The organism is Pseudoalteromonas sp. P1-25, assembly GCF_001401805.1.
Classification (GTDB): Bacteria; Pseudomonadota; Gammaproteobacteria; order Enterobacterales; family Alteromonadaceae; genus Pseudoalteromonas.
This window is the reverse complement of sequence record NZ_LKDW01000005.1, coordinates 1-24,426: the sequence shown is the minus strand read 5'-3', so window position 1 is coordinate 24,426 and position 24,426 is coordinate 1. Positions and strand designations below refer to the sequence as shown.

The following is a 24,426-nucleotide window of genomic DNA, read 5'->3' as shown; positions in this document are numbered from 1 at the left end:
AAAAAGGCTCACATAAGTGATTTACGCATCACGAGGTAAGCCTTTTTCGACTATTCTTATTAGGCGCTGTGTTTTACGAAGTTGTTCTCGTTGTTTATTATTTTGTTGCTTAAGCGCCCACTCTATATGCTCTTTTACTAGCAGCGAGCTAGACTCATGTTTGCTTTCTAAAGCGTAAATAATGCTGGGGCTAAAATCAGCATTGCCTAACCCCACCGCTAAATTACGAAGCCAACGTTCGTGGCCAATACGGCGAATAGGGCTGCCTTCGGTATTTTTTAAAAAAGTAGGTTCGTCCCAGGCAAATAGCTCAATTAAGTCTTTATTTTTTAGTTGCGTACGGGGGTGAAAGTCTTGCTCATCGGTAATTTGACCATAACGGTTCCATGGGCAAACCAATTGGCAATCGTCGCAGCCGTAAACTCTATTTCCCAATAACGCACGGTATTTCTCAGGTATTGGCCCTTGGTGTTCAATGGTTAAGTAAGAAATGCATTTACGTGCATCTACCACATAGGGCTCTACAATTGCGCCTGTTGGGCAAAGCGTAATGCAAGCAACGCATTTACCGCAGCCTTCAAACGTATTTTCAGCATCAATTGGCAGCGGTAAATCAACAAAAAGCTCACCTAAAAAAAACCACGAGCCCGCTTCTTGATTTATTAATAAAGAGTGCTTACCTCGCCAACCCAATCCCGCTTTTTCAGCCAGTTGACGCTCAAGTACTGGTGCGGAGTCTACAAATGGCCTAAATCCGTAATCGCCAATTGCTTGTTCTATTTTTTGGCCTAGCTTTTTTAGTCGGTTGCGCATTAATTTATGATAGTCACGCCCTAATGCATAGCGGCTAATATAGGCTTTTTCGGTGTTTTTTAATGTTTTGGCAAAACTAGCATCAGGGGGCAGGTAATTCATTTTCACCGAAATAACCCGCTGTGTACCAGGTACTAGTTCAGCGGGGCGAGCGCGTTTCATGCCGTGAGCTGCCATATAGTCCATTGAGCCATGAAAGCCTGCATCTAACCAGCGCTGTAATTGTGCTTCGTGTTTAGATAGATCAATATCGGTAATACCAACCTCACTAAAGCCGAGTTCTTGGCCCCAGGTTTTAATATTTTTGGCTAGCTGTTGATAGTTGGGGGTTGAGTTACTCACACACATTACACACTTAAATAATTAGCTGCGTAATTTACCATATTTATAAAGCGCTGTTGAATGTTGCCTTTAAAATAGTAGGAAATTCACAGCCCAGCATTGTTTTGTAATCGCTATTGTACAAAGCGCTTTAACTGCTGCTGCGTTTGCTGGCTAAGGGCATGAGATTGCTGACTATTGCTTAGTGCATGATCAATGGCGCTTTTAGCTTGTTCGCCTAAAGTAACAATTTGCTCTACTGATTGGTGAGTGTGTTGCTGCGCTTGCTCTAGAGTATGCACTGCATCTGCTATTTGCTGAAGCTGCTGTTGGTTTTGTTCAAACTCACTTAGCATTGCTTTAAACCCTTCAGAGGTATTACTAATGGCACTTTGTGCGGTACTAGAGTGGCTAATTAACTGCTCGCTTTCTTGGTTAGTTTCGTTAACTAGTTCATTCATTTGATTAATAAAGTCGCTTATTTGTCGGGTTGCGCCACTTACTTTTACCGATAGTGTACGTACTTCATCAGCAACAACAGCAAATCCTCTGCCAGCTTCGCCAGCGCGCGCCGCTTCAATGGCAGCGTTAAGTGCTAGTAAATTAGTTTGATCCGAAAACTCCTCAACCATTTTTAAAATGCTGCGAATGTTTTCGCTGTTTTCTTTAAGGCCAGACACCGTTTTAGAAAATCTTTGTAGTAAGGTACCAATAAGCGACACTTTCTCGACTAAGCTTGCAAGCTCTTGCGACGAAAGCTTAACAAAGTCTAAGTGCTCGCTGTTAACACTATGCACGCTATCAGTATTACTCACTATGCCCTCTAAGCTTTGCACTATTTGGTTGCTCGCATTAATTATAGTGTGGCTTAGTTGAGTTTGCTGTTCACTTAATTGCTGTGTATTTTGCATAGCGGTATTTACATCAACATTACTTTGCTCGCTGGCTTTAGCGCTGGCATGAGTTGTACTTAGTAAATCACTTAAGTGGTTAGTAAATAAGTTATATTGCGCACTTAGTTCTTTAAATTCATCGAACGAAAATTGCGGTAAGTTGGCGGCTAAATTAGCCTCTTGCTGGTTTATGTTTATTAATGTGTCGCACATCGCTTTTACAGGACGCACTATTAAATAGCGCATATAAAAAATAGTAAAGGCAAAGCCTGCAACAATAACCAAGGTTAACAACCAAAATGCGCTAGTGCTGTGCTGATCACTTAAGCTTTTATATAACCAAAATAAGGTAATGGCCTGAAACAAAAATACAAAGCTTAAATTGCCCACTATTTTACGCGTAAGCGTATAAAAAAATGTTTGCTCAATATAATTATAAAATTGCATTACACCACTCATTTATTGCTTACCCCATTTAGAGATTATCGACTAAGTTACCGTTAACTCAAGTAATAATGTTTGCTAAATATTTTTTAGACCGAGCAGGGTAATTAGTAAAAATACCATGCACCCCAATTTTAAGCATAAAATCTATATCTTCGGGTCTATCTACGGTGTAGGCGTAAACGTGTAAACCCCGCGCTATGGCATCATCTACAAAGGCTTTATTTACAAAGCTTTTGTCTACATGAACACTAAACGCATTAAGCTTTTGTGCAAACTGTGCATAATCTAATGGAATTGATGAGGTTAATGCGCCAATCTGTAACCACGGTAACCTATTTTTTAGCCAATGAATTTGATGGTGATCAAACGACGACACTAAAATATTACCTTTAGTAATAATGCCTTTAGCAATATTACTATTTAAAATGCTGACAAACTTTTCAAGCTCAAAGGTATGTTTTAGCTCTATATTGAGTAATGTTCTATTGTTATTCCAATCGAGTAATTGCTGTAAAGTGGGAATTTGCTCGCCGTTACCGGCATCCAGCAGGCTTAGTTGCTGCGCCGTAAAGTCGCTTACTTTACCGTGCCCGCTGGTGGTTCTATCTAACCACGAGTCGTGTATGAGCATATAATCATCAAGCGCACTTTGAATATCAACTTCAATACCATCTACTCCCACATTTAACGCTTCTAAAATAGCGCTTTTAGTGTTTTCTGGGTAATGGCCGCTTGCCCCTCGGTGCGCAAATATTTTCATTTTTTAGCCTTTTGAGTAATAGACCACGTTTCAAAGCAGGCTGCACTGACTATGAGTGCTCCACCAATAAGTGTTAGTAGCGTTGGGCGTTCATGAATAATAACAATAGCCAGCAACGTGCCGTAAAGCGGCTGCAAGCACGAAATTAACCCCGCAGTAGCGGCCGATAAGTGTTTTAAACTCGCTGCAAATAGCGAGTGCGGTGTAGCGGTAAAAATAATACCCGCCACAGCAATTAAAATAAGGTCGTGGTTACTCACCTCATACACCGGCACTTCAATAAAAGCGCAAAGCATAACACTTGCCACTAAGGTTTGGTAAAGCATGGTTTGTGGGCCGCCATATTGGCTAAAAAAACGTTTATGGGTAATATTTCTAATCGAAAAAAACAACGCTGATACCACACCCATAATAACCCCTAAGGTTACATCGTCACCCAAATTGGCACTGGGCACGAGTAAATATATACCAACTACAACCACCGCTGCGCTTACAATATCTTTTGCTTGGGGCCTGCTTTTATTAAACAAGGGCTCTAAGAACACCGTCATTACTGGATAACTAAAAAAAGCCAGCATGCCGACGGTTACGCCCGCCATTTGCATACCCGCAAAGTAAGTAACCCAATGCATGCCTACTGCCACACCTAAAAATAACGCAATAAGGTAGTCTTTTGGCTTGTTTAACTTAATGTGTTTTTTTTGAAAATACAGCATCGCTAAAAGTGCCATACCAGCAATAGCGGTACGGTACACCGTAATATCAATGGCATTTAACCCTATTAACTTTGCAAACAGGGCAGTGCCCCCAAAAAGTAATACGGCAATATGTAAGTAAATCAGGCTTTGCTGTTGTGGCTGCATTTAAATGAGAACTCCTTTTTTTATTATCTTATCACTGGGTGCGAACTCACAGGATGAAATTTTTAAAACATGACAAATGTCAGCAAAGTTGATGACATTTGACACGCTTATTATTTTTTGGCTTTGGCATAGTTAACTTATCTTAATGGGAGGTGGCTATGAATACGTTAATTTTAATAAGTCTCGCTATTAGTGAGTTTTTAGAATCATTTAGCTTTAGTGTTTCAATAAATGATTACTTTATACTCATTAGTATTTTTGTGTTATTTATATTTATTAATAAAAATAGTGTTATAAACAAAAATAATGAACTAAGGGCACTGGCATGAGTACAACAAATACGCTTTCAAAGCCCAGTAATAAAAAGTTTTGGGAATATGCGCCCCTAATTTTTACTGGGTTTTATTTACTTCCCACGCTTTTTAACTTATCTAACTTACCAGTCAATACCATTGTCATGAGCGTGGCCTTTTATATTGTATTTATTTTGCTTTACGTAAAAGCCATGCATTGTGAAACAAAGCACATAACAACATTGTTTATTGTTATGCTTTTGGTATGTTTTAGCGCCACATTTTATACCACAGGCACCTCTACTTTATATGGTTTTATCGCGTTTATAGCGGGTGAATCGTATGTTAAAAAAAGCAGGTTATATGCCGTTTTTAGCCTTATATTTACGGTGGCGTTAAGTGCTTATTTGGCAGATATAGCAAACATAAAATACTTTTTAGCCGGCACTTTATTAATATCAGGAGCGCTGCTGGCCTTTGGTATTGCAACCCAAAAAGAGCGCCTGCATAAAAAGCGTGAACAAGAAAGCGCAAACCAATTAGAGCAGTTAGCCGCTATTGCAGAGCGTGAGCGAATAGCCCGCGACCTGCACGACATTTTAGGCCACTCACTTTCATCTATAGCATTAAAAGCCGAACTTGCTAATAAGCTAAACCAAGGGGAGCGATACGAGCAAGCCAATAACGAAATAGCACAAGTAGCAGATCTAGCAAGACAGTTACTTAGCGATGTAAGAAACGCCGTGAGCGATTTAAAGCAACTCAATTTAATAAGTCAAATAGCACAACTAAAACAAAGGCTAATAGAACAAGACTTTAACGTTAACTTTAATGTTGTATTAGATACTTTACCTCCCAAAGTAGAAGGGATCGCAGGGCTTATAATTAAAGAAGCAGTCACTAATTTATTACGTCATAGCAGTAATAAAAACTGTGAGATACACATAGAGCAAACACAGCATCAGCTGCAAATAAGTGTGATTGATAACGCACCTTGCAGCACGTTAAACACAGGTAACGGTTTAAATGGTATTAAAGAGCGCGCAGAGCAACTTAATGGCCATGCCACGTTTACTTGTGGCGATAAGTTTACTTTAAACGTAATGCTGCCAATTTCAGCTAAGGATTAACAATGATCAAAGTATATTTAGTGGAAGATCAAGCACTCGTGCGCGACGCAGTAGGGGCATTGTTAAGCCTTGATTTTAATATCGAAGTGATAGGCCAAGCCAGTAACGGCCAAGATGCCTTTAATGCAATAAAAGCACTGGCCGATGAAGCATTACCAGACATAATTTTAACCGATATTGAAATGCCACACATGAGCGGTATAGAGCTAAGTGAGCAAATAGCGGCCACGTTCCCGTCTATTAAAATGGTTATTATGACCACGTTTTCGCGAGCGGGTTATATTAGGCGCTCGCTCGCCCTAGGTGTTAAAGGGTTTATTTTAAAAGAAGCACCCAGTGATGAGCTTATCAATGCACTTAAAAAAGTAATGCAAGGGCAAAAGGTGATAGATCCAGAGCTTGCCATTAACGCGCTTGATGACGCCGACCCGCTCACCGATAAAGAGCGCAAAGCCCTTAAGCTTGCAAGCGATGGCTTAAAAACAAGCGACATAGCCAAACAGCTGTTTATAAGCGAGGGCACAACACGTAATTATTTATCCGATGCTATCGCAAAACTCAACGCCACTAACCGTGTAGATGCAGCGCGTATTGCCAAGCAAAAAGGCTGGTTATAGTCGCGCTTATATTAAGTGATGATTAAGGCCATAGAGCGTATGTTTTACTCATTAAACGGTTTATTAAAAGTTTCATACGCTTTTACCTGTCTCATTTTACGTATATGGGTTAAAATACCTACATAACCAACTAACAAGATAGTGAATGTCAAACCAAGATCCAAATCTCAGCCGAGAACAAGAAAAGTACGAAAACCCAGTCCCTAGTCGTGAGTTTATACTTACTCACCTTCAAGAGCGTTCAAAACCTGCTAACTTCACGCAACTTTGTGATGAATTAGCTGTAAACGACACCGAACGCCAAATTGCATTTAAGCGCCGCCTTCGTGCCATGGAGCGCGATGGCCAATTGTATTTTAATAAGTTTAAATGTTACGCCCTAATTGACGAAGCCGGTTTAACTAAAGGCAAAGTAATTGGCCACAGAGACGGTTTTGGCTTTTTAGAAGTTGAAGGCGAGAGCAAAGATTGGTTTATAGCCAAGCATCAAATGAACATGGTGCTGCATGGTGACATTGTACTTGCTAAAGGCACAAAGCGTGGCTCAGGCTCAAAATGTGATGCCCGCATAATTAAAGTCCTTACCAATGAGCGCGCTCCTATTGTGGGGCGTTACTTTGTTGAGCATGGTATTGCCGTTGTTGTAGCAGAAGACCCACGTATTACCCAAGATATTATTATTTTGCCAGGCAGTGAAAACGGCGCGCGCCATAACCAAATGGTGCAAGTGCAAATTACGCAAAACCCTAGCCGTAACATGAACGCAGTAGGTAAAATTATTGACGTACTGGGCGAGCACTTAGCGCCAGGTATGGAAATAGAAGTGGCACTGCGCAATCACGATATTCCTCATGTTTGGCCAGAAGAAGTGGAAGAGCAAGTTGCTCATTTAGGTGAGTTTGTTGAAGAAGCCGACAAACAAGGCCGTGTAGATCTACGCGACCTGCCACTGGTCACCATAGATGGTGAAGACGCTCGCGACTTTGATGATGCCGTATATTGTGAGCGTAAAAAATCGGGTGGCTGGCGCTTATGGGTAGCCATTGCCGATGTATCGCATTATGTAGGTATGAACACGCCACTAAATAAAGAAGCGATAGCCCGCGGTAACTCAGTGTATTTTCCTGAGCAAGTAATTCCGATGCTGCCTAAAGTGTTGTCTAACGGTTTGTGTTCGCTTAACCCTAAAGTAGACCGCCTTTGTATGGTGGCCGAAATGACGGTATCAGATGCAGGTAAGCTTTCGGGCTATAAGTTTTACGAAGCGGTGATGAACTCGCATGCACGTTTAACTTACACCAAAGTAAATGCCATTTTACAAGGCGATGAAAAACTACGCGAAGAATACGCACCCGTAGTGCCACATTTAACTGATTTACAGCAAATGTATATGGCGCTTAAGTCGGCGCGCCAAACCCGTGGTGCTATTGAGTTTGAAACACTCGAAACGCGTTTTGTATTTAACGCACACCGTAAAATAGAATCAATAGTGCCGGTTGTTCGTAACGACGCGCACAAATTGATTGAAGAATGTATGATTTTAGCCAACGTATCGGCGGCTAAATTATTAGAAAAACACGAAGCCAGCGCGCTTTACCGTGTGCACGATGAGCCAGATCAAGAAAAACTAGGTAACTTTACGCAGTTTTTAAGTGAACTTGGCATTCAAAGCACATTAAGTGATGAGCCAACACCGAAAGAAATTACCCAAGTGTTAGCCCGTTTAGGCGACCGCCCAGAGGCCGAGCTTATTCAAACCATGCTACTTCGCTCTATGAAGCAAGCGGTTTATCAGCCAGACAATATAGGCCACTTTGGCTTAGCGCTGCCTGCGTACGCCCACTTTACCTCACCGATTCGCCGTTACCCTGATTTAGTGGTACACCGTGCAATTAAAGCGGTAATAAAAGCACAAGGTCAGCAAACATCGGGGGCATACGCGTACACCGATGATGAAGTAGACCAACTAGGCGAGCAGTGTTCAACCACCGAGCGCCGCGCAGACGACGCAACGCGTGAAGTTGCCGACTGGCTTAAATGTGAGTTTATGCAAGACCACGTGGGTGATGAGTTTAACGGGGTTATTTCATCCGTTACTAACTTTGGTTTATTTATACGCCTAGACGACTTACAAATTGATGGTCTGATCCATGTTACTAATTTAGGTGATGAATACTTCCATCATGATGGGGCAAAACACACCCTTATTGGTGAGCATACACATACCGTTTACCGCCTTGGTGATAAAGTAACAGTGCAAGTGGCTTCGGTAAGCTTAGATGAGCGCCGTATAAATTTAACGCTCAGTGGTGATGTAGCTCAAGATAGATACGCCCGTCGCCGTGGTGCAGCTAAAGGGCGCGGTAAACCAAGCCATGTACCGGCAAGTGTAAGATCGCAGCTTAAAGCGGGTAAAATCCCTGGAAAAAACACATCAGGTGATGAAAAACCTAAAGCAGGTAAAAAACCAGCCAGCAAAAGTAAAGGTAAACCTGCAGGTAAGTCTGGCGCAAAGCCAGCCGGTAAAAAAGCCGCTGAAAAAACCACCGCTAAGAAAAAATCGAAAAAAAAGGCTGTTAAAAAGCCTAAAAGACCAGGCAAAAACGCCCGTAAACGTAATAGCTCAGGAGCAAATAATACGTGAGTAATGAATTAATTTTTGGCTTTCACTCTGTTGAAGCAATTTTAGCAAAAGAGCCAGAGCGTTTTTTAGAAATTTACGCCCTAAAAGGCCGTGATGATAAGCGCTTAACCCCGATTATTAATGAAGCACGTAAATTTGGTATTTCTGTACAATTTATGCAGCGAAAAGCGTTAGACAACAAAGCAAACGGTGAGCAACACCAGGGTATAATTGCTAATGTAAAAGCAGCGCGTGTTTATAACGAAAAAGATTTAGATGAGATCATTGCTCGCGAAGACACGCCGTTTTTATTGGTGTTAGATGGCATAACCGATCCGCACAATTTAGGTGCTTGCTTACGTAGTGCCGATGCTGCAGGCGTACACGCGATTATTGTACCTAAAGATAAGTCGGCCAAGCTTAACGGCACAGCACGTAAAGTAGCCTGTGGCGCAGCCGAAACCGTACCGCTTATTCAGGTAACAAACCTTGCACGTACCTTGCGTGAAATTAAAGATGCAGGCGTATGGGTTGTGGGCACTGCGGGCGAAACAGATACCCACGTGTTTGATGCAAACCTGACTGGGCCAATGGCCATTGTAATGGGCGCAGAAGGTGAGGGCATGCGCCGTTTAACGCGTGAGCATTGCGATGTGTTAGTTAAAATTCCGATGGCTGGCACTGTGTCTAGCTTAAACGTATCGGTAGCAACGGGTATTTGTTTATTTGAAGTATTACGCCAACGTAACGCAAATAACTAAGTTGCTGTATTATATTGCGTATTGGTAAAAACCTAACGCAAAATGAGAAAAACGCCGAGGTTTATTTAATCTCGGTGTTTTTATTTTTAGGCTGTTAAATTGGTATTAAACGTAGATTAATAGCCTAAGCGTAGGGCAATAAACTCAGCAAGTTTATCTACGGCGTGCTCCGACTCCCCCCCGCTTTTTATTAAGCTAATACCTATACTACCAAGAGCAGGTAAATGTTTACTTTGCGCCTGAAAATTAAGATCGCTTGGTACCGTACTTTTAGCCAGCACAGTAATACCTAACCCCTCTTTTATGGCGGCTATTAACCCGGTTAAGTCGGCATTACTGTATACAATACGGTATTTTATACCTGCACTTTTAAGTGCATCGGTAGCGCGGCGCCTATAAATACAGCCCTCAGGTGCGGTTACTAAAGTGACTACCTCATTTTTTGCTTGTGCTAGGTCGCCCACCCAAACTAGCTCATCTTGCATAAAAATAGGAAACTTGTCTGAATTAAGGCGCTCGTTAAGCGCTAAAACAAGATCAAATTGATCCTGCCTTGAAGCCGACAGCAAATGCTTACTCAAGCGTGATTTAACTTCTAACGATACCTCTGGATAAAGCGAAACAAAGTCACCAATGATAGAGGGCAAAATACGCGCAGCAAATTCGCTAGGAATACCCAAGCGCACCTTACCGGTTATGCTCTCTGAGGTGAATTGCTGCAAAATAGCATCGTTATACTGCATCATTTGTTTTGCCATAGGCAAAAGTAGCTCACCGTACTGATTAAGCACTTGGCGCTGGCCTTGTTTTTTAAATAATTTATAACCGAGTAAATCTTCAAGACGTTTAATTTGCAAGCTTACCGCAGGCTGCGACAAGCCCAGCAGGTCGCCGGCTTTTGCAAATCCACCTACTTCAACAACCATTACAAAGGTACGCAAACTGTCGGTTGATATGTTTTTCATATTTAAAATTACAATTTATATAGCCATATATATAAGTATTATTTATCAATTGATTAATAATTACAATTTGTTGTTGTCACAGTGGCGCAATATACTTTTGGTATCAAAAATACACAGGTGTTTGTTATGACTTTTAACCCAATAATGTTTGCCCGCCACAGCAATGCTGCAAGTGCAGTGACTAATGCCGTGCAAGCTAATAACAACCTGGTTGTAATGGATTTTAGTGGCAGTGAAGCCAGTGTATTTTTAAGCACTATTTTAGGGTTAGATCTAACAAAGCTTACAGCCAGCGGCTTAGGCCTAAAAGGCACGCTTGATGGCGATTTAAATTCAGACTATAGCTTTGCCGTTTATTACTTTAGCGAAACCGCATTTAGATTTGTATTGCCATATAGCGCAAGCTTGCAATTACAAGCACTTATAAGCGAACAACAACTTCGTTTTGATATTGACTATGTACTACGTAGCGACCTTGCAACCCTTGCGTTGTGTGGAGAAAATGCCTTTGATGCCCTAATTAGCGCGTTTAAATTAACGCCAGGGCTGCGTTTATCAAACCCGCAACTATGCTATGGCGCGCAAAGCGGTGATGTATTTATTACTGCAATAGACAAAAACGACGAGCAACATTTTGTGTTAGTCGCCAAGCAACAAGCACTACAAAAATGGCAACAGCACTTACAAGCACAAGGTTTTGCACTAATGCAAAACCAAGCTGCTTAATACATAAAATAACCGGTAAACATAACTATGTTTGCCTGTTTAGTTAAACCTATTTAAGCCACGCCCGCACAGGGTTAATTTAAAAGTGAAGGAATGTTATGACTTCTAAAACTGTACTACATGCTAAGCACCTTGAAGCAGGCGCAAAAATGGTTGATTTTCATGGCTGGGAAATGCCAATCAACTACGGCTCACAAATAGAAGAACACAATGCCGTGCGTACCGATGCAGGTATGTTTGACGTATCGCACATGACGATTGTGGATGTTGAAGGCGAGCAGGCAAAAGCATTTTTACGTAAGTTAGTAGCAAACGACGTGGCAAAATTAACTGTCCCAGGTAAAGCGCTTTACACTGGCATGCTTAACGAGCAAGGCGGCGTAATCGACGACTTAATTATTTACTACTTTAGCGAAACCTTTTATCGCTTAGTGGTAAATTCTGCCACCCGCGAAAAAGATTTAGCGCACTTAGCTAAGGTATCTGCCGACTTTACAGTAACCGTTACTGAGCGCCCAGAGTTTGCAATGATTGCAGTACAAGGCCCTAACGCAAAAGCAAAAACAGCCACACTTTTAAATGCCGAGCAACAAGCCGCTGTTGAAGGGATGAAGCCATTTTTTGGTGTACAAGTGGGTGATTTATTTATTGCCACAACGGGTTATACTGGCGAAGACGGTTACGAAATTGTAGTACCGAACGAGCAAGCAGCTGATTTATGGCAGCAACTGCTAGATGCAGGTGTGAAGCCTGCTGGTTTAGGTGCACGCGACACGCTACGTTTAGAAGCAGGTATGAACCTTTACGGCCTAGATATGGACGAGAGCGTATCGCCACTTGCAGCTAACATGGCATGGACTATTGCATGGGAACCAGAAGATCGTGACTTTATTGGTCGTGACGTACTTGTTAAGCAACGCGCTGAAAAAAGCACCGACAAGCTTGTTGGCCTAGTGCTTGAAGAAAAAGGCGTATTGCGTAGCGGCTCAAAAGTAATCGTTGAAGGTGGAGAAGGGGTTATTACCTCAGGTACTTTCTCACCAACGCTTGGTTTTAGTGTAGCCCTTGCACGTGTACCGCGTTCAACAGGGGATACAGCCCAAGTAGAAATGCGCAAAAAATTAGTTAACGTTAAAGTAGTAAAGCCTAGCTTTGTACGTAACGGCAAATCAATCATTTAAAAATTTGGTTATACCAACCACAATAATTATTGTGATTGGTATCCTCCCAATATAAACCAAAGGAACAAAATAATGAGTAATATTCCTAGCGATTTAAAATACGCCTCTTCTCACGAGTGGGTTCGCAACGAAGGTGACGGTACATTTACTGTGGGTATTTCTGAGCACGCACAAGAGCTGCTTGGCGACATGGTATTTGTAGAGCTACCTGAAGTAGGCGACGAAGTAGATGCAGGCGAAGACTGTGCAGTAGCAGAGTCGGTTAAAGCTGCATCAGACATTTACGCGCCAATTGGCGGCGAAATTGTAGCGATTAACGAAGAGCTAGAAGACGCACCAGAAACGGTTAACAACGACCCATACGGTGACGGCTGGTTATTCCGCATTAAAGCAACTGACGAGTCAGAGCTTGAAAACCTACTTAGCGCAGAAGACTACGCTAACACAATCGACGAAGAGTAATACTCTAAGTAGATGACAAAAGCCCCATTCACTGTTTTTGGGGCTTTTATGATTTAACGGCCTACTCCCCATACACAGTACGTTATTAAATCATCACATATTTTAACCAATACTAATTACCCGTTAGTATTTAGGATCATAGGAATCTAGACGCATGTCAAACGCCAAATCTCTTGAACAGTTAGAGCAAAAGCAAGATTTTATTCGCCGCCACATTGGGCCAAGCCCAGCACAAGTAAGCGATATGCTAAGTGCTTTAGAAGTATCAAGTGTGCAAGAGCTGATCGACCAAACTGTACCTGCAAGCATTCGCTTAGCGCAGCCATTAACAGTTGGCGAAAGCCGTACTGAAGTTGAAACACTAAGCTACTTAAAATCGGTAGCAAGCAAAAATAAAGTTTTCAAATCGTACATTGGCCAAGGCTACCACCCAACGCATGTACCGCACGTAATTTTACGTAACGTACTAGAAAACCCAGGCTGGTATACAGCGTATACGCCGTACCAGCCAGAAATTGCGCAAGGGCGTTTAGAGTCGTTATTAAATTTTCAAACTATGACCCTAGATTTAACAGGCCTAGATTTAGCAAGTGCCTCGTTACTTGACGAATCAACCGCTGCTGCCGAGGCAATGGGCCTTGCAAAACGCGTATCTAAAGCTAAAAAAGCTAATGCCTTTTTTATTGCCGACGACGTACACACACAAACAATCGACGTAGTCAGCACCCGTGCTGAGCAGTTTGGTTTTGAAATCATTGTAGGTAAAGCAGAAGATGCCGTTAACCACGACATTTTTGGCGCACTTTTCCAATACCCAACTACATCAGGTGAAGTAGTCGATATAACCGACCTAATTGCTGCCGTACAAAGCAAAAAGGCCATTGCCTGTGTTGCTGCCGACATTATGAGCTTATTACTATTAAAAGCACCGGGTAAGTTAGGTGCTGACGTAGTACTTGGTTCGGCTCAGCGTTTTGGTGTACCTATGGGTTACGGCGGACCACACGCTGCATTTTTTGCAACGCGTGATGCTTACAAACGTTCATTACCAGGGCGTATTATTGGTGTATCTAAAGACCGTTTAGGTAACGACGCACTGCGTATGGCCATGCAAACGCGCGAACAACACATTCGCCGCGACAAAGCCAACTCAAACATTTGTACAGCGCAGGTACTACTTGCCAACATGGCGGCGTTTTACGCGGTGTACCACGGTCCACAAGGCTTAAAAACTATCGCGCAACGTATACATCGCTTTGCTGATATTTTAGCTGCTGGCCTAAAAGCTAAAGGTATCGCACTTAAACACAGCACCTGGTTTGATACGCTAACAGTTGTAAGCGACAGCAAAGATGACGTAATAGCACGTGCTCTTGCAAAAGGCGTTAACTTTGCTACAAACCACAACGGCGAGTACTCTATTTCGATTTCAGAAACCACCACACGCGCCGATGTAGCTGAGCTATTTGATATTGTACTAGGTGAAGGCCACGGCCTGAGTGTAGACGCTATTGCTGCCGATATTGAAGCAAACGGTAGCGACTCTATTCCAGCTAGTTTAGTACGTGATGACGAAATACTAACGCATCCAAACTTTAACAGCTACCACAGCGAAACGGACATGCTTCGCTACATTAAGCGCTTAGAAAATAAAGATTTAGCGCTTAACCACTCAATGATCTCGCTAGGTTCATGTACCATGAAACTAAACGCGACCGCTGAGATGATCCCAATCACATGGCCTGAATTTGCAAACCTTCACCCATTCTGCCCGCTAGACCAAGCAGAAGGTTACCAAATAATGATTAACGAGCTGCACGACTGGCTAGTTAACATTACCGGTTACGATGCGGTTTCACTGCAGCCAAACTCGGGCGCACAGGGTGAATACGCAGGCTTAATTGCTATTCGTAAATACCATGAGTCACGCGGCGATGCGCACCGTAACGTATGTTTAATTCCAAGCTCAGCACACGGTACTAACCCTGCATCTGCGCAAATGGCTAGCATGAAAATTGTTGTGGTTGATTGCGATAAAAACGGTAACGTAGACATGGCCGATCTTAAAGCGAAAGCAGAAGAAGTGTCTGAAAACTTATCGTGTATTATGATCACATACCCATCTACACACGGCGTTTACGAAGAAACCATTCGCGAAATTTGTGACATTGTGCACGAGCACGGCGGCCAAGTTTACATGGACGGCGCAAACATGAACGCGCAAGTAGGCGTAACAAGCCCAGGCTTTATTGGCTCAGATGTATCGCACTTAAACTTGCACAAAACATTTTGTATTCCACACGGCGGCGGCGGCCCAGGTGTAGGCCCAATTGGTGTTAAATCGCACCTTGCGCCATTTATGCCAAACCACAGCGTAATTAACGTACCGGGTACAAACATTAACAACGGTGCAGTATCAGCAGCGCCTTACGGTTCAGCCGCTATTTTACCTATTTCATGGGCTTACATTACCATGATGGGTTCAGAGGGCTTAAAACAAGCCACCGAAATGGCCATTGTGAATGCTAACTACTTAACGCACGAGTTAAGCCAGCACTTCCCAATTTTATACCGTGGCCGCAACAACCGTGTTGCGCACGAATGTATTGTTGATTTACGCCCATTAAAAGAGCAATCAGGCATTACTGAAATGGACGTAGCTAAGCGCTTGCAAGATTACGGCTTCCATTCACCTACTATGTCGTTCCCAGTAGCGGGCACGTTAATGATTGAGCCAACTGAATCTGAGTCAAAAGGCGAGATAGACCGCTTTATCGAAGCAATGGTGTCAATCAAAGGCGAAATCGACAAAGTAATCTCTGGCGAATGGTCAATCGAAAACAACCCACTTGTGTTTGCACCGCATACACAAGCTGATGTATTAGGTAACGAATGGGACCGCGCATACGACCGTTTTTACGCTGCATTCCCAGTGCCTTCGGTAGCTAAAGACAAGTTCTGGCCAACAGTTACACGTATAGATGACGTATACGGCGACCGTAACTTAGTATGTTCATGCCCAGCGGTTGAGACATATCGCGACTAAGAGCAGAGACTAATTTTTTGAACCTTAATGGGTAGTAAGTTCCATTATAGTTTGGGAATTATAAAAATTATAAAAGCCGTTGCAGCAATGCAACGGCTTTTTTGTGTGTGATTATTCGCCATAAATTATATGAACGTAGGTTGGGTAGAGTGAAGCGAAACCCAGCGAATCACAAATATACTTACTCGCTCAAAAGCCAGGAGTATGTGTTATTTACTATAGACGTACGGGGAATCTAAAAGTATTTTATTATTTATTAAGGTATTGATTATATGAAACTTTAAAAGGTGAAGATCTTATTGCGATACGATATACGCGCTTGTTGAGAACATAGATTTTTAAAATTATTCAACTGTGTAATTTTAAAGCATAGGGCGACATATTGACAATAAACACCCATTTGATTAATATTCGAATTAAATTCGAATGTGGTTACCTTGTTCTTAGGCAGATTTAGTAGCTTTGCCTTTAAAAGTTTAACTATTCGATATAACTATATTTTATAGAGGTAATCATGCCCAAAACATTATCGTTTTCATTCGTTTTAATAGCTTTTGCAATAGGCTATTTAGCCTATTCAATCCTGGCTATTTCACAAGAACTGTCCAAAACGAGACATCAGCTGCCATATTTTTTCGACCGAATGGAGAGCTTAGAGAAAAGTATTCATATTGAGTCGTGGCTGGAATTAAGTAAACAGCTTGAAAAGCAAGTTCCCCAAGTTTTGGATGAAGTTACTCAGGTTAGAAAGACGATTACTGCGGTTAATAATAACTTGCCCGACATACTGGCAGAGTCTAAAGCGTTACGTGAAGCCACAGTACCGCAGCTATTAGGAGAGATTAAAGCTATTCGGGTTCAAACTACTCCCCCTGTTTTAGAAGAAATTCATATGCTTAGAACAGACACTATCCCATCGTTGTTAGCGGAAGTACACTCCGTAAACAAGCAAATTATTCATCCTGTTTTGAGTGAAATAACAGCTGTACGAAAGGAAGCACCTTTACTTATTGGTAGAATGGAGCAGCTAGTTGCTGATGTGGAAAGTGCTTCAGCTAAAGCGTCTAAAGGCGCTGTGAAGGGGATTATTACGTCTCCTTTAAGTATTTTAGAGGATTCGGGTGAGTTTATTTTTAGTAGTGCAGAGTCTTTAGTTGGAAGCAAAAAAAACTAATGAAGGCCCCCATGCAAAGGGCATTCTACAATGTAAATTAACGAAGAAAGAGGTAAGTTATGAAAGCACTTGATGCGATAAGTAAACGTAAGTCTATTGATAAGTTTGATAAAGCCCGAAAGCTTTGTAGAACTGAGCTTACAGAGCTGCTGGAATATGCACAGCAAGCACCCTCAGCGTTTAATATACAGCACACTCGTTACATAGTTATTGACGATACTGAGTCTAAGGCACTATTAAAAGAGATTTCTTATGGGCAGCAAAAAGTGAGTGATGCCTCCGCTGTTATTATTATTTTAGGGGATGTACAAGGTATTAATCGTTTGGCTGATATTTCTCAAAGAGCAGTTAATGAAGGGATATATGGCGAAGGCGCAAACGAACATATTGTACAAGGAGCAAAGCGTTTTTACGGTAATGATGCCCAAGCTCATCGTGAAGAAGCAATACGATCGGCCTCCCTAGCTACAATGAATCTAATGATAGCCGCTACGGCGAAAGGCTTAGCAACCGGTCCTATGATAGGCTTCGATGCTGAGCGCTTAAAAAAAGACTTTAATATAGCCGAGCGTTATATCCCCGTAATGTTACTAACTGTTGGATACGCCGAGCTAGGCAATTGGGATAAAAAACCGCGTTTAGCGGTTGATGAGGTAAGTGTATATAACGCCAAAGGTGGTGTGGAACATATGCTTTCTAAATAGTTTTTAAAAATTGACTTTTGCTATCAAAAATTTACTGTTTTTAATGAATTGATAATGGGATTAACCTCTGCGTTAAGCCCGATAATTGTTGATTAGCAGAAGTCAGAAAAGCTACCTTAAGCCTCGCTCTATAAGAAGCTTCTCTATTGCAATAAGATCTTTTATGGAAACTGGGTTTTTCCACGGATAACTATTAGTAGTACGTATTGCTGTTCTAATTATTGGGTGATTAAGGGCGATAGGCTCACTTCTAACTGACCTGTTACTCGACTTATTTGTATCGTAAGGTTGGCTAAGAATTTGTGGAAAAGCAATGTTTAATGCCCAATGTAAAAACATAATTTCTTCAATCAGTTCATCTTTCTCTTCAGCTGAGCACAATAACTCTTCTTTTTGAACAGCCTCATTAAGTGAGTTCTGAAAAAGGCCACGAATTTCTTGTGCTTTATGAGCAAGCTTAGTAACCCAATTTACTGATGCTTTTGCTAACAAGTCTTCAGCACTCATCATATTGATCAGTTGATAACCAAAGGGGTATCTATACATTGCTTCTTGTGAAAGTAGGTGAATGGCAATTATTTTTACTGGCAGGGTGTACGGTAAAGCTAATACCTCCTGAATGACCTTTAAAGCTTGGCTATCAATACGAACAGAAAGCGCCACCAGAACATCTTCTTTAGATTGAACATGTTTATATACCGATCCCATTGAAATTCCTGCACTTTTAGCAATATTCGACATTTTAAAATCAAGTAATGAACTTTCAAGTACACACTCTACTGCTGCATCTACAATGAGTTCTTCTTGTTTAGCGATAGTATATTTAGGGGCAGGCATAGTTTATCTTCATTGGGGGTTATAATCGGCAAATGCTAATGAATCATTGGGCTTTAGTCAAACAATACTACTAGAGTGCAACGCTTTTCAAAATATAGTCAATCTATTTATTTCTACAATCTAACTAGTTCCTTTTAAATAATTGATAAAGCTGAATAAAGAAGTCATAACTTTACAGCTTCCTGTACTAGCATCTTTAAAACTCATTGACAAAAAATACTGCAGATATAAAATAACCACATTCGAATATTGTTCGAATGTGGTTTTTGTTATTCTCTTAGGGAGAGATTATGAATAAGAAGCGATCTGTGTACAGGTATTGGGTACTTATGGCTTTAGGCTTAAGTGCACTAATTGGTGGGCTGAGCTATTTTAAATTTAAACAGGTCAGCTCTGCTATAGAGATGGCAGAATCTTTCCCAGAGCACTATGAGGTTGTAGAGGTTGCTTATGTGAAAGATGCGGAACACATGCCAACTATAAGTGTACTGGGTAGTGCCCAATCGCCCCTACATTTAGAGCTTTTTACAGAGCTCCCCGGCAAAGTTGCCTTCATTGGTGCACCAATTGGCAAAAAAGTAGAACAAGGTGAACTATTAGTCCAATTGGATATAACAGCAGAAAAAGCTGGTCTCAAAGCTGCAACAGCTCGTGAAAAACTCGCTCAATCGATATTACATCGGAGTAAAAAACTATTAGATAAAAGCGCAATAAGCCAAGAATTGTATGATCAAGCTTATGCTGATTTAATTGTGATTCAATCCGAAATTGAGTTACTTGAATCCACTATTAGTAAAAAAACAGTGATCGCACCCTTTAAAGGAATCATGGGGCTTCATAGTATTAAATTAGGTGATTATGTTGCTGCCAATAAGATGCTTGCTAGTTATGTAGGAATAACTGACAAAGTGTGGGCCGAATTTGACATACCGCAATTTTATCCACCGCTGCCAATAGGCTCTGATGTTAGAGTAAGGAATATTGACGCGTTTGGCTCTTCATTATTTCAAACAGCCACAGTTATTGCTAAGGATACGCAGATAGCCAGTAATACGCGCAGTTTGAAGTATCGTGCTGTAATTGACCGTAAACATGAACAATACTCACCAAATACACCTTTAGAGGTGCTTGTTCCTATTAGTGATAAAGAGCGTGTTTTTCAAGTGCCTGTGACATCGGTTAATCATGATATGCACGGTACTTACGTTATGAAACTAGTAGCTAACGGAACAGAGCCAGAGACGTATCGTGCTAAGCGTTTACCTGTAAAGGTAGTTTCGCAATTTGATGGGTATAAGTTAATAACCCTTAATGAGATTAAAGAGGGAGATAAAATTGCGGCGGCCGGTGCGTTTAAACTTTATGAAGGTATTTTAGTAATGCCTATGAAGCGCAGCTCAACAGCAAAGTCTCCGTTGGCAATGAGCACTGGAGAACTGTAATGGATATTTTTGTAAAAAAGCCAATACTCAGTATTGTGCTTTCTTTGGTTATCGTTATTGCTGGAGTTGTTGCTTCATTACGCTTGCCTATATCTCAGTTTCCTCAGATTGAGAGCTCTTCATTAGTTGTTACGACAGAATATGTAGGTGTATCAGCAGATATAGTAAAAGGATTTGTTACAGAACCTATTGAGCGTATAGCAATGAGTGTTCCAGGGGTTGATTATGTTGATTCATCAACAACTGCGGGTACGAGTAAAGTGACCGTTTGGTTAAAGCTAAATCAAAATAGTACAGATGCCCTTGCTGAGCTTAATACACGCCTTAGTCAAATTGCTTATGAGTTACCTGAGGGGGCACAAGATCCTAGCGTTTCTGTATCACGCGTTGATAGGGCTGGGGCAACATTTTACCTCAATGTTTCGAGTGAAACTTTCGAACGAGCAGAGTTAACAGATTATCTTGAGAGGGAAGTTACTCCTTGGCTAGCCTCCGTAGAAGGCGTGCAAAGTGCTGATGTTTTAGGGGGAAGGAAACCAGCAATTCGTGTCTGGTTAGATCCGCTAAAAATGGCAAGCTTGAATGTGGGCACGAGCGAAGTGCATCAGGCTTTTGTGGATAACAACGTTATTGCATCGTTAGGTAAAGTAGATAATACAGAACAAAGTATCAGTATTATGAGTAACGCTTTAAAGCAAAATAGTGAAGATTTTCGTCAGCTGGTTATTAAAAAGAGTGGCGATACCTTTATTCATCTTGACGATATAGCGCGCGTCGAAATGGGGGAAGACCGCGGTAAAGATTCTGCAAGACATGATCTGCGTGAGTCCGTATTTATTGGAATTGTGACTTCCCCTGGCTCAAATGAAATATCAATTGGTGATGCGTTATACAAACAACTTACAGCTATAAATAATCGTTTACCAGAGGGAACATCAATTACTATTGGTTTTGACGGTACTCAATATATGCGTGATGCGCTCAAAGAGATTTTTACCACGTTAATTGAAACGGTTTTATTGGTGGGCATTGTTATTTTACTTTTGATGGGCTCAATTAGAACTGCTCTCGTTCCTTTAATAAGTATACCTATATCAATTTTAGGTAGTACTGGTGCTATTTTACTTGCAGGTTTTTCACTCAACTTGCTCACCATACTCGCTGTTGTTTTGTCAGTTGGACTTGTTGTCGACGATGCAATCGTAGTGGTGGAAAATGTCGCAAGGCATATGCGAAATGGAAAAGGCCGAATTGAAGCGGCGCTTATTAGTTCTCGCGAGCTATTTAGGCCTATTTTATCAATGACAATTACTTTGGCTCTAGTGTTTGCCCCAATTGGTTTTATTAGCGGCTTATCTGGCGCATTATTTAAAGAATTTGCATTTACATTAGCTATCGCTGTGCTTTTTTCTGGTGTTGTTGCCATAACTTTATCCCCGATAATGAGTGCGTATGTATCACCTGAAAAAGGGAAAGAAAACCAGTTTACACAGTGGGTAAACAGCCGTTTCGATAAATTATCAAACAGTTATGGTAATGCTTTAAATAGAATGTTCTCTCACCTTGGCGTGCTTTTAACTGGGGCATTTGTCCTGTCATTATTAACAGTTCCTTTTTATCTTTTTTCTCAAAAAGAACTTGCTCCTGTAGAAGACCAGAGTTTACTTTATGTGGTATCTGAAGCGCCGCCCAGCGGTTCTTTAAATTACAGTAATAAATATATGCAAGAAGCTGTAAAAACCCTCCAATATAAAGAGGGGATTGAGATGATATGGCAAACTGTTACAGAGTCGGGAGGCTTTAGCGGGATTAATTTTGTTCCTTACGATGAGCGTAATTATTCTACATCTCAAGTACTTCAGGAGATTTATTTTAAACTTAAAGATATTACTGGTCTACGAGTTTTCCCAACAGCTCCAATGCCACTGCCGACTGGTGGTCAGTTTGATATAGAAATGGTGATTCAATCGCAAGATACATTCACAAACATGTTGCAGTATACATATCAGTTATTGGATATGGCTCAAAAGAGCGGTATGTTTATATTTGTTGATACTGATTTAAAAATTGATATGCCTAATATACGGCTCAATTTTGACAGTAAAAAAATAGCAGATCTAGGCCTGAACACCAAAGCTGTAACGGATCAAATATCTTTATTTGTATCTGAGCAAGATTTAACTCGCTACGATAGTAATGGTAAGGCTTACCGCGTAATCCCAAAGGTTGATCAACCTTTGCTAAAAAGCAGTGAAGCTTTACTCGCATTACAAATTAAAACTTCCAGCGGTGATTTTATTCCTCTGAGTAGTATCGCGAACTTAGAGAATACAGTAAATGTTCGAAGCGCTAATCGATTTAATCAGCTTAACGCGTTTCGTATTTTAGGAGGGGTAGCACCAGGCACAACGCCAGATCAAGCTTTAAAATTTTTAGAAAAATCAGCAGAAGAGATTTTACCACAAGGCTATCAAGTAAATTACGCAGGCAGTTCTCGACAGCTGCGCAAAGAAGGAAATAGCTTATTTTCTGTATTAGCTATGGCTCTATTACTAGTTTACATGGTTTTATCTGTTCAGTTTAATAGTTTTCGCTCACCATTGGTTGTGCTTTTAGGTTCGGTTCCGTTGGCGCTTGCTGGAGGTATGTTATTCTCGTTTCTGGGCATGACTACAATGAACATATATGCACAAATAGGCTTTATAACTCTCGTTGGCTTGGTTGCCAAAAATGGTATTTTAATCACGGAATTCGCCAATGAACTTCAGCATAAAGGTATGAAAAAATTAGACGCAGTTATAAAAAGTGCGAAACTAAGACTTCGTCCAATTATGATGACGACCGCCGCTACAGTACTAGGGCACTTCCCGCTTGTTTTAGTAGCAGGGCCTGGAGCAGAAGCCAGAAACAGCATTGGTATTATTCTTGTGGCAGGAATGATTATAGGTACAATATTCACTCTCTTTGTATTACCAGCAGTGTATTTAGCTGTGTCAAAAGAAGTGAATAGTACACCCAAACAGGCTTTACAAGTACTTACTACACGTTAGTACAAAATTAAGTTAACACTGATTAAGAAATACAGGGGTCACTCATTAGGAAAATCCTGACCCCAAGCCTTATATTTCCAGTTTTTGAGTGACTTTTACTGCTCGTAATATTTTTAGCTATATTAGCCGAGTTTATCAAAAAATATTTTTTTATATTTAAAAAGGAATTTTAAATGATGCTTAGTATTTTTTTAATTGCTTCGCTAAGTGCTGACTTTCATCTTGCTGGAAAAACTTCGGCAGGCTTAATACTTTGTGAAAATTTAAATAATAAGGCGACTCTCGAAAAAATAAAAGAATATAGCAAGTTGTATAATGAGCTCAATAGTTACTTAAGCTCTGAGTTAGAGTCAAACTCTGATTTAAGTAATCGATTTTATAGTGCGCAGGTTGATTTTATTAATTCATTTGAAAATGCAGATAAAGATAAATCTTTAGATGAAAGCTTATTAACTACAGAAAAGTGCCAAATACATATAAATAAGGCAAATCAATTGATAAAAAAGTTTCAGTGAAAATTTTATCTCAGGCTTAACTTAATTCGATTATGAGCAATTATAGTATTCGGTAGGGGGCGGCCCTTCTACTTTTGTGATTAAGGAAAAATGCAAAACCTGCCTCTATAACCCCATTTAAAAAGGGCAATGTTACTGCCCTTTTTGACGCACTTAAACTTATTTTTATAAGCTACAGAGCTTCAAAACTTTGCTCTACCCCCTATTTATAGCCCTTCTTTAATCATCAGGGCCTTTTAAGGTAAACACTAAATGTTTACGCATATCTTTTAAAATCACACCTTTTTTAAGCATTGCGGCGCTTAAACGCTTTTGCCATTTTAATAAATCAGGCTCTGCGGCTGCTAAAGCTTGTTCGTTTTCAAACTGAAAACACAAAAGTAGTGAACTTGGAAATAAGTGATATTCCACATCAAACCAGCACTGCAACATACCAGGGATTTCTTCGCGCCCTTGTGCTTCTAGTTTATCGGCGACATTAAGCACAAGTGCTTGTTGTTTTACTTGCACTGCAGAGAGTTTTTTCATTATTAAAATCCAAATTAGCGGCTAATAGATACAGCCAGAATGCGGGCATTATACGCAAGCTTGTAGCTATGCAACAACCGTAGCTTGGTTTGAGCGAAGCGAAACCCAGCCTAAAACCAATTGAATGATTATTACCCCTCCAAAAAATAACGATTTCCACACCGGAAATAAAAACGACACTGTTCTGCTAAAAGCTAAAAGCTAAAAGCTAAAAGCTAAAAGCTAAAAGCTAAAAGCTAAAAGCTAAAAGCTAAAAGCTAAAAGCTAAAAGCTAA

General features: G+C 40.9%; 20 protein-coding genes. 13 read left to right on the top strand and 7 right to left on the bottom strand.

Annotation, left to right across the window (positions count from 1 at the left end; genetic code table 11):
• Positions 1 to 21 precede the first annotated feature (21 nt).
• The 4 genes from queG to AN393_RS04870 all read right to left on the bottom strand — a co-directional run bounded on the left by queG (position 22) and on the right by AN393_RS04870 (position 4,097).
• Entirely contained in the window at positions 22 to 1,155 is a 1,134-nt protein-coding gene (queG, locus tag AN393_RS04885; protein ID WP_055017557.1) for a tRNA epoxyqueuosine(34) reductase QueG, read from the bottom strand.
• A 113-nt stretch (positions 1,156 to 1,268) separates the two neighbouring features.
• Positions 1,269 to 2,486: a methyl-accepting chemotaxis protein gene (locus tag AN393_RS04880; RefSeq protein WP_055017491.1), complete on the bottom strand. Its 1,218-nt coding sequence runs from the start codon at positions 2,484 to 2,486 to the stop codon at positions 1,269 to 1,271.
• A gap of 46 nt (positions 2,487 to 2,532) precedes the next feature.
• A complete protein-coding gene (locus AN393_RS04875) occupies positions 2,533 to 3,234 on the bottom strand; it encodes a glycerophosphodiester phosphodiesterase family protein (RefSeq protein WP_055014151.1) in 702 nt (233 codons plus the stop codon).
• Entirely contained in the window at positions 3,231 to 4,097 is an 867-nt protein-coding gene (locus AN393_RS04870; RefSeq protein ID WP_055014150.1) for a DMT family transporter, read from the bottom strand. The genes AN393_RS04875 and AN393_RS04870 overlap by 4 nt, the downstream gene beginning before the upstream one ends.
• Positions 4,098 to 4,422: 325 nt before the next feature.
• Between AN393_RS04870 and AN393_RS04865 the strand changes: the two genes are divergently transcribed.
• The 4 genes from AN393_RS04865 (at position 4,423) to rlmB (ending at position 9,521) form a co-directional block, all read left to right on the top strand.
• The gene (locus tag AN393_RS04865) at positions 4,423 to 5,520 is read left to right on the top strand and encodes a sensor histidine kinase (RefSeq protein ID WP_055017490.1); all 1,098 of its coding nucleotides are present in this window, start codon (positions 4,423 to 4,425) and stop codon (positions 5,518 to 5,520) included.
• A gap of 2 nt (positions 5,521 to 5,522) precedes the next feature.
• On the top strand, positions 5,523 to 6,137 hold the full coding sequence (locus AN393_RS04860; RefSeq protein ID WP_055014148.1) for a DNA-binding response regulator: 615 nt from the start codon (positions 5,523 to 5,525) through the stop codon (positions 6,135 to 6,137).
• 145 nt (positions 6,138 to 6,282) lie between these two features.
• Positions 6,283 to 8,781 (top strand): ribonuclease R, encoded by a 2,499-nt coding sequence (gene rnr, locus AN393_RS04855; protein ID WP_055014147.1) that lies wholly within the window; start codon positions 6,283 to 6,285, stop codon positions 8,779 to 8,781.
• The gene (gene rlmB / locus AN393_RS04850; protein ID WP_055014146.1) at positions 8,778 to 9,521 is read left to right on the top strand and encodes a 23S rRNA (guanosine(2251)-2'-O)-methyltransferase RlmB; all 744 of its coding nucleotides are present in this window, start codon (positions 8,778 to 8,780) and stop codon (positions 9,519 to 9,521) included. The genes rnr and rlmB overlap by 4 nt, the downstream gene beginning before the upstream one ends.
• Before the next feature lie 116 nt (positions 9,522 to 9,637).
• On the opposite strand, the gene AN393_RS04845 is transcribed toward rlmB, so the two are convergent.
• A complete protein-coding gene (locus AN393_RS04845) occupies positions 9,638 to 10,486 on the bottom strand; it encodes a LysR family transcriptional regulator (protein ID WP_055014145.1) in 849 nt (282 codons plus the stop codon).
• Positions 10,487 to 10,612: 126 nt separating this feature from the next.
• On the opposite strand from AN393_RS04845, the gene AN393_RS04840 reads away from it, so the two are divergent.
• The 6 genes from AN393_RS04840 to AN393_RS04815 all read left to right on the top strand — a co-directional run bounded on the left by AN393_RS04840 (position 10,613) and on the right by AN393_RS04815 (position 17,779).
• Complete coding sequence (locus AN393_RS04840) at positions 10,613 to 11,212, top strand: hypothetical protein (RefSeq protein ID WP_055017489.1); 600 nt, start codon at positions 10,613 to 10,615, stop codon at positions 11,210 to 11,212.
• A gap of 98 nt (positions 11,213 to 11,310) precedes the next feature.
• Positions 11,311 to 12,393, top strand: coding sequence for a glycine cleavage system aminomethyltransferase GcvT (gene gcvT / locus AN393_RS04835; RefSeq protein ID WP_055014143.1), 1,083 nt, complete (start codon positions 11,311 to 11,313; stop codon positions 12,391 to 12,393).
• Positions 12,394 to 12,465: 72 nt separating this feature from the next.
• Entirely contained in the window at positions 12,466 to 12,855 is a 390-nt protein-coding gene (gcvH, locus tag AN393_RS04830; protein ID WP_055017488.1) for a glycine cleavage system protein GcvH, read from the top strand.
• A gap of 154 nt (positions 12,856 to 13,009) precedes the next feature.
• A complete protein-coding gene (gcvP, locus tag AN393_RS04825; protein WP_055017487.1) occupies positions 13,010 to 15,901 on the top strand; it encodes an aminomethyl-transferring glycine dehydrogenase in 2,892 nt (963 codons plus the stop codon).
• 514 nt (positions 15,902 to 16,415) lie between these two features.
• Entirely contained in the window at positions 16,416 to 17,075 is a 660-nt protein-coding gene (locus AN393_RS04820; RefSeq protein WP_055017486.1) for a hypothetical protein, read from the top strand.
• Positions 17,076 to 17,134: 59 nt separating this feature from the next.
• Positions 17,135 to 17,779 carry a nitroreductase family protein gene (locus AN393_RS04815; RefSeq protein ID WP_055017485.1) on the top strand — a complete coding sequence of 215 codons (645 nt, stop codon included), beginning with the start codon at positions 17,135 to 17,137 and terminating at the stop codon, positions 17,777 to 17,779.
• A 111-nt stretch (positions 17,780 to 17,890) separates the two neighbouring features.
• Here AN393_RS04815 and AN393_RS04810 read toward each other — a convergent pair whose 3' ends face one another.
• Entirely contained in the window at positions 17,891 to 18,616 is a 726-nt protein-coding gene (locus AN393_RS04810) for a TetR/AcrR family transcriptional regulator (RefSeq protein WP_055017484.1), read from the bottom strand.
• A gap of 329 nt (positions 18,617 to 18,945) precedes the next feature.
• On the opposite strand from AN393_RS04810, the gene AN393_RS04805 reads away from it, so the two are divergent.
• From AN393_RS04805 to AN393_RS04795, 3 genes are all read left to right on the top strand, one after another.
• Positions 18,946 to 20,058 carry an efflux RND transporter periplasmic adaptor subunit gene (locus tag AN393_RS04805; protein ID WP_082422667.1) on the top strand — a complete coding sequence of 371 codons (1,113 nt, stop codon included), beginning with the start codon at positions 18,946 to 18,948 and terminating at the stop codon, positions 20,056 to 20,058.
• Entirely contained in the window at positions 20,058 to 23,108 is a 3,051-nt protein-coding gene (locus AN393_RS04800) for an efflux RND transporter permease subunit (protein ID WP_055017483.1), read from the top strand. Before AN393_RS04805 ends, AN393_RS04800 begins: the two co-directional genes overlap by 1 nt.
• A 173-nt stretch (positions 23,109 to 23,281) precedes the next feature.
• On the top strand, positions 23,282 to 23,623 hold the full coding sequence (locus AN393_RS04795) for a hypothetical protein (protein WP_055017482.1): 342 nt from the start codon (positions 23,282 to 23,284) through the stop codon (positions 23,621 to 23,623).
• A 219-nt stretch (positions 23,624 to 23,842) separates the two neighbouring features.
• On the opposite strand, the gene AN393_RS04790 is transcribed toward AN393_RS04795, so the two are convergent.
• On the bottom strand, positions 23,843 to 24,151 hold the full coding sequence (locus tag AN393_RS04790) for a hypothetical protein (protein ID WP_004587588.1): 309 nt from the start codon (positions 24,149 to 24,151) through the stop codon (positions 23,843 to 23,845).
• Between the last annotated feature and the right edge of the window lie 275 nt (positions 24,152 to 24,426).

What these genes read in the sequence shown, in the direction of transcription:
- AN393_RS04800 (WP_055017483.1), top strand. Translation starts at nt 20,058, where the DNA reads ATGGATATTTTTGTAAAAAAGCCAATACTCAGTATTGTGCTTTCTTTG.
- AN393_RS04860 (WP_055014148.1), top strand. Translation starts at nt 5,523, where the DNA reads ATGATCAAAGTATATTTAGTGGAAGATCAAGCACTCGTGCGCGACGCA.
- AN393_RS04810 (WP_055017484.1), bottom strand. Translation starts at nt 18,616, where the DNA reads ATGCCTGCCCCTAAATATACTATCGCTAAACAAGAAGAACTCATTGTA.
- rnr (WP_055014147.1), top strand. Translation starts at nt 6,283, where the DNA reads ATGTCAAACCAAGATCCAAATCTCAGCCGAGAACAAGAAAAGTACGAA.
- AN393_RS04840 (WP_055017489.1), top strand. Translation starts at nt 10,613, where the DNA reads ATGACTTTTAACCCAATAATGTTTGCCCGCCACAGCAATGCTGCAAGT.
- AN393_RS04795 (WP_055017482.1), top strand. Translation starts at nt 23,282, where the DNA reads ATGATGCTTAGTATTTTTTTAATTGCTTCGCTAAGTGCTGACTTTCAT.
- AN393_RS04870 (WP_055014150.1), bottom strand. Translation starts at nt 4,097, where the DNA reads ATGCAGCCACAACAGCAAAGCCTGATTTACTTACATATTGCCGTATTA.
- AN393_RS04790 (WP_004587588.1), bottom strand. Translation starts at nt 24,151, where the DNA reads ATGAAAAAACTCTCTGCAGTGCAAGTAAAACAACAAGCACTTGTGCTT.
- AN393_RS04805 (WP_082422667.1), top strand. Translation starts at nt 18,946, where the DNA reads ATGGCTTTAGGCTTAAGTGCACTAATTGGTGGGCTGAGCTATTTTAAA.
- gcvH (WP_055017488.1), top strand. Translation starts at nt 12,466, where the DNA reads ATGAGTAATATTCCTAGCGATTTAAAATACGCCTCTTCTCACGAGTGG.
- AN393_RS04815 (WP_055017485.1), top strand. Translation starts at nt 17,135, where the DNA reads ATGAAAGCACTTGATGCGATAAGTAAACGTAAGTCTATTGATAAGTTT.
- AN393_RS04865 (WP_055017490.1), top strand. Translation starts at nt 4,423, where the DNA reads ATGAGTACAACAAATACGCTTTCAAAGCCCAGTAATAAAAAGTTTTGG.
- AN393_RS04845 (WP_055014145.1), bottom strand. Translation starts at nt 10,486, where the DNA reads ATGAAAAACATATCAACCGACAGTTTGCGTACCTTTGTAATGGTTGTT.
- AN393_RS04875 (WP_055014151.1), bottom strand. Translation starts at nt 3,234, where the DNA reads ATGAAAATATTTGCGCACCGAGGGGCAAGCGGCCATTACCCAGAAAAC.
- gcvP (WP_055017487.1), top strand. Translation starts at nt 13,010, where the DNA reads ATGTCAAACGCCAAATCTCTTGAACAGTTAGAGCAAAAGCAAGATTTT.
- gcvT (WP_055014143.1), top strand. Translation starts at nt 11,311, where the DNA reads ATGACTTCTAAAACTGTACTACATGCTAAGCACCTTGAAGCAGGCGCA.
- AN393_RS04880 (WP_055017491.1), bottom strand. Translation starts at nt 2,486, where the DNA reads ATGAGTGGTGTAATGCAATTTTATAATTATATTGAGCAAACATTTTTT.
- AN393_RS04820 (WP_055017486.1), top strand. Translation starts at nt 16,416, where the DNA reads ATGCCCAAAACATTATCGTTTTCATTCGTTTTAATAGCTTTTGCAATA.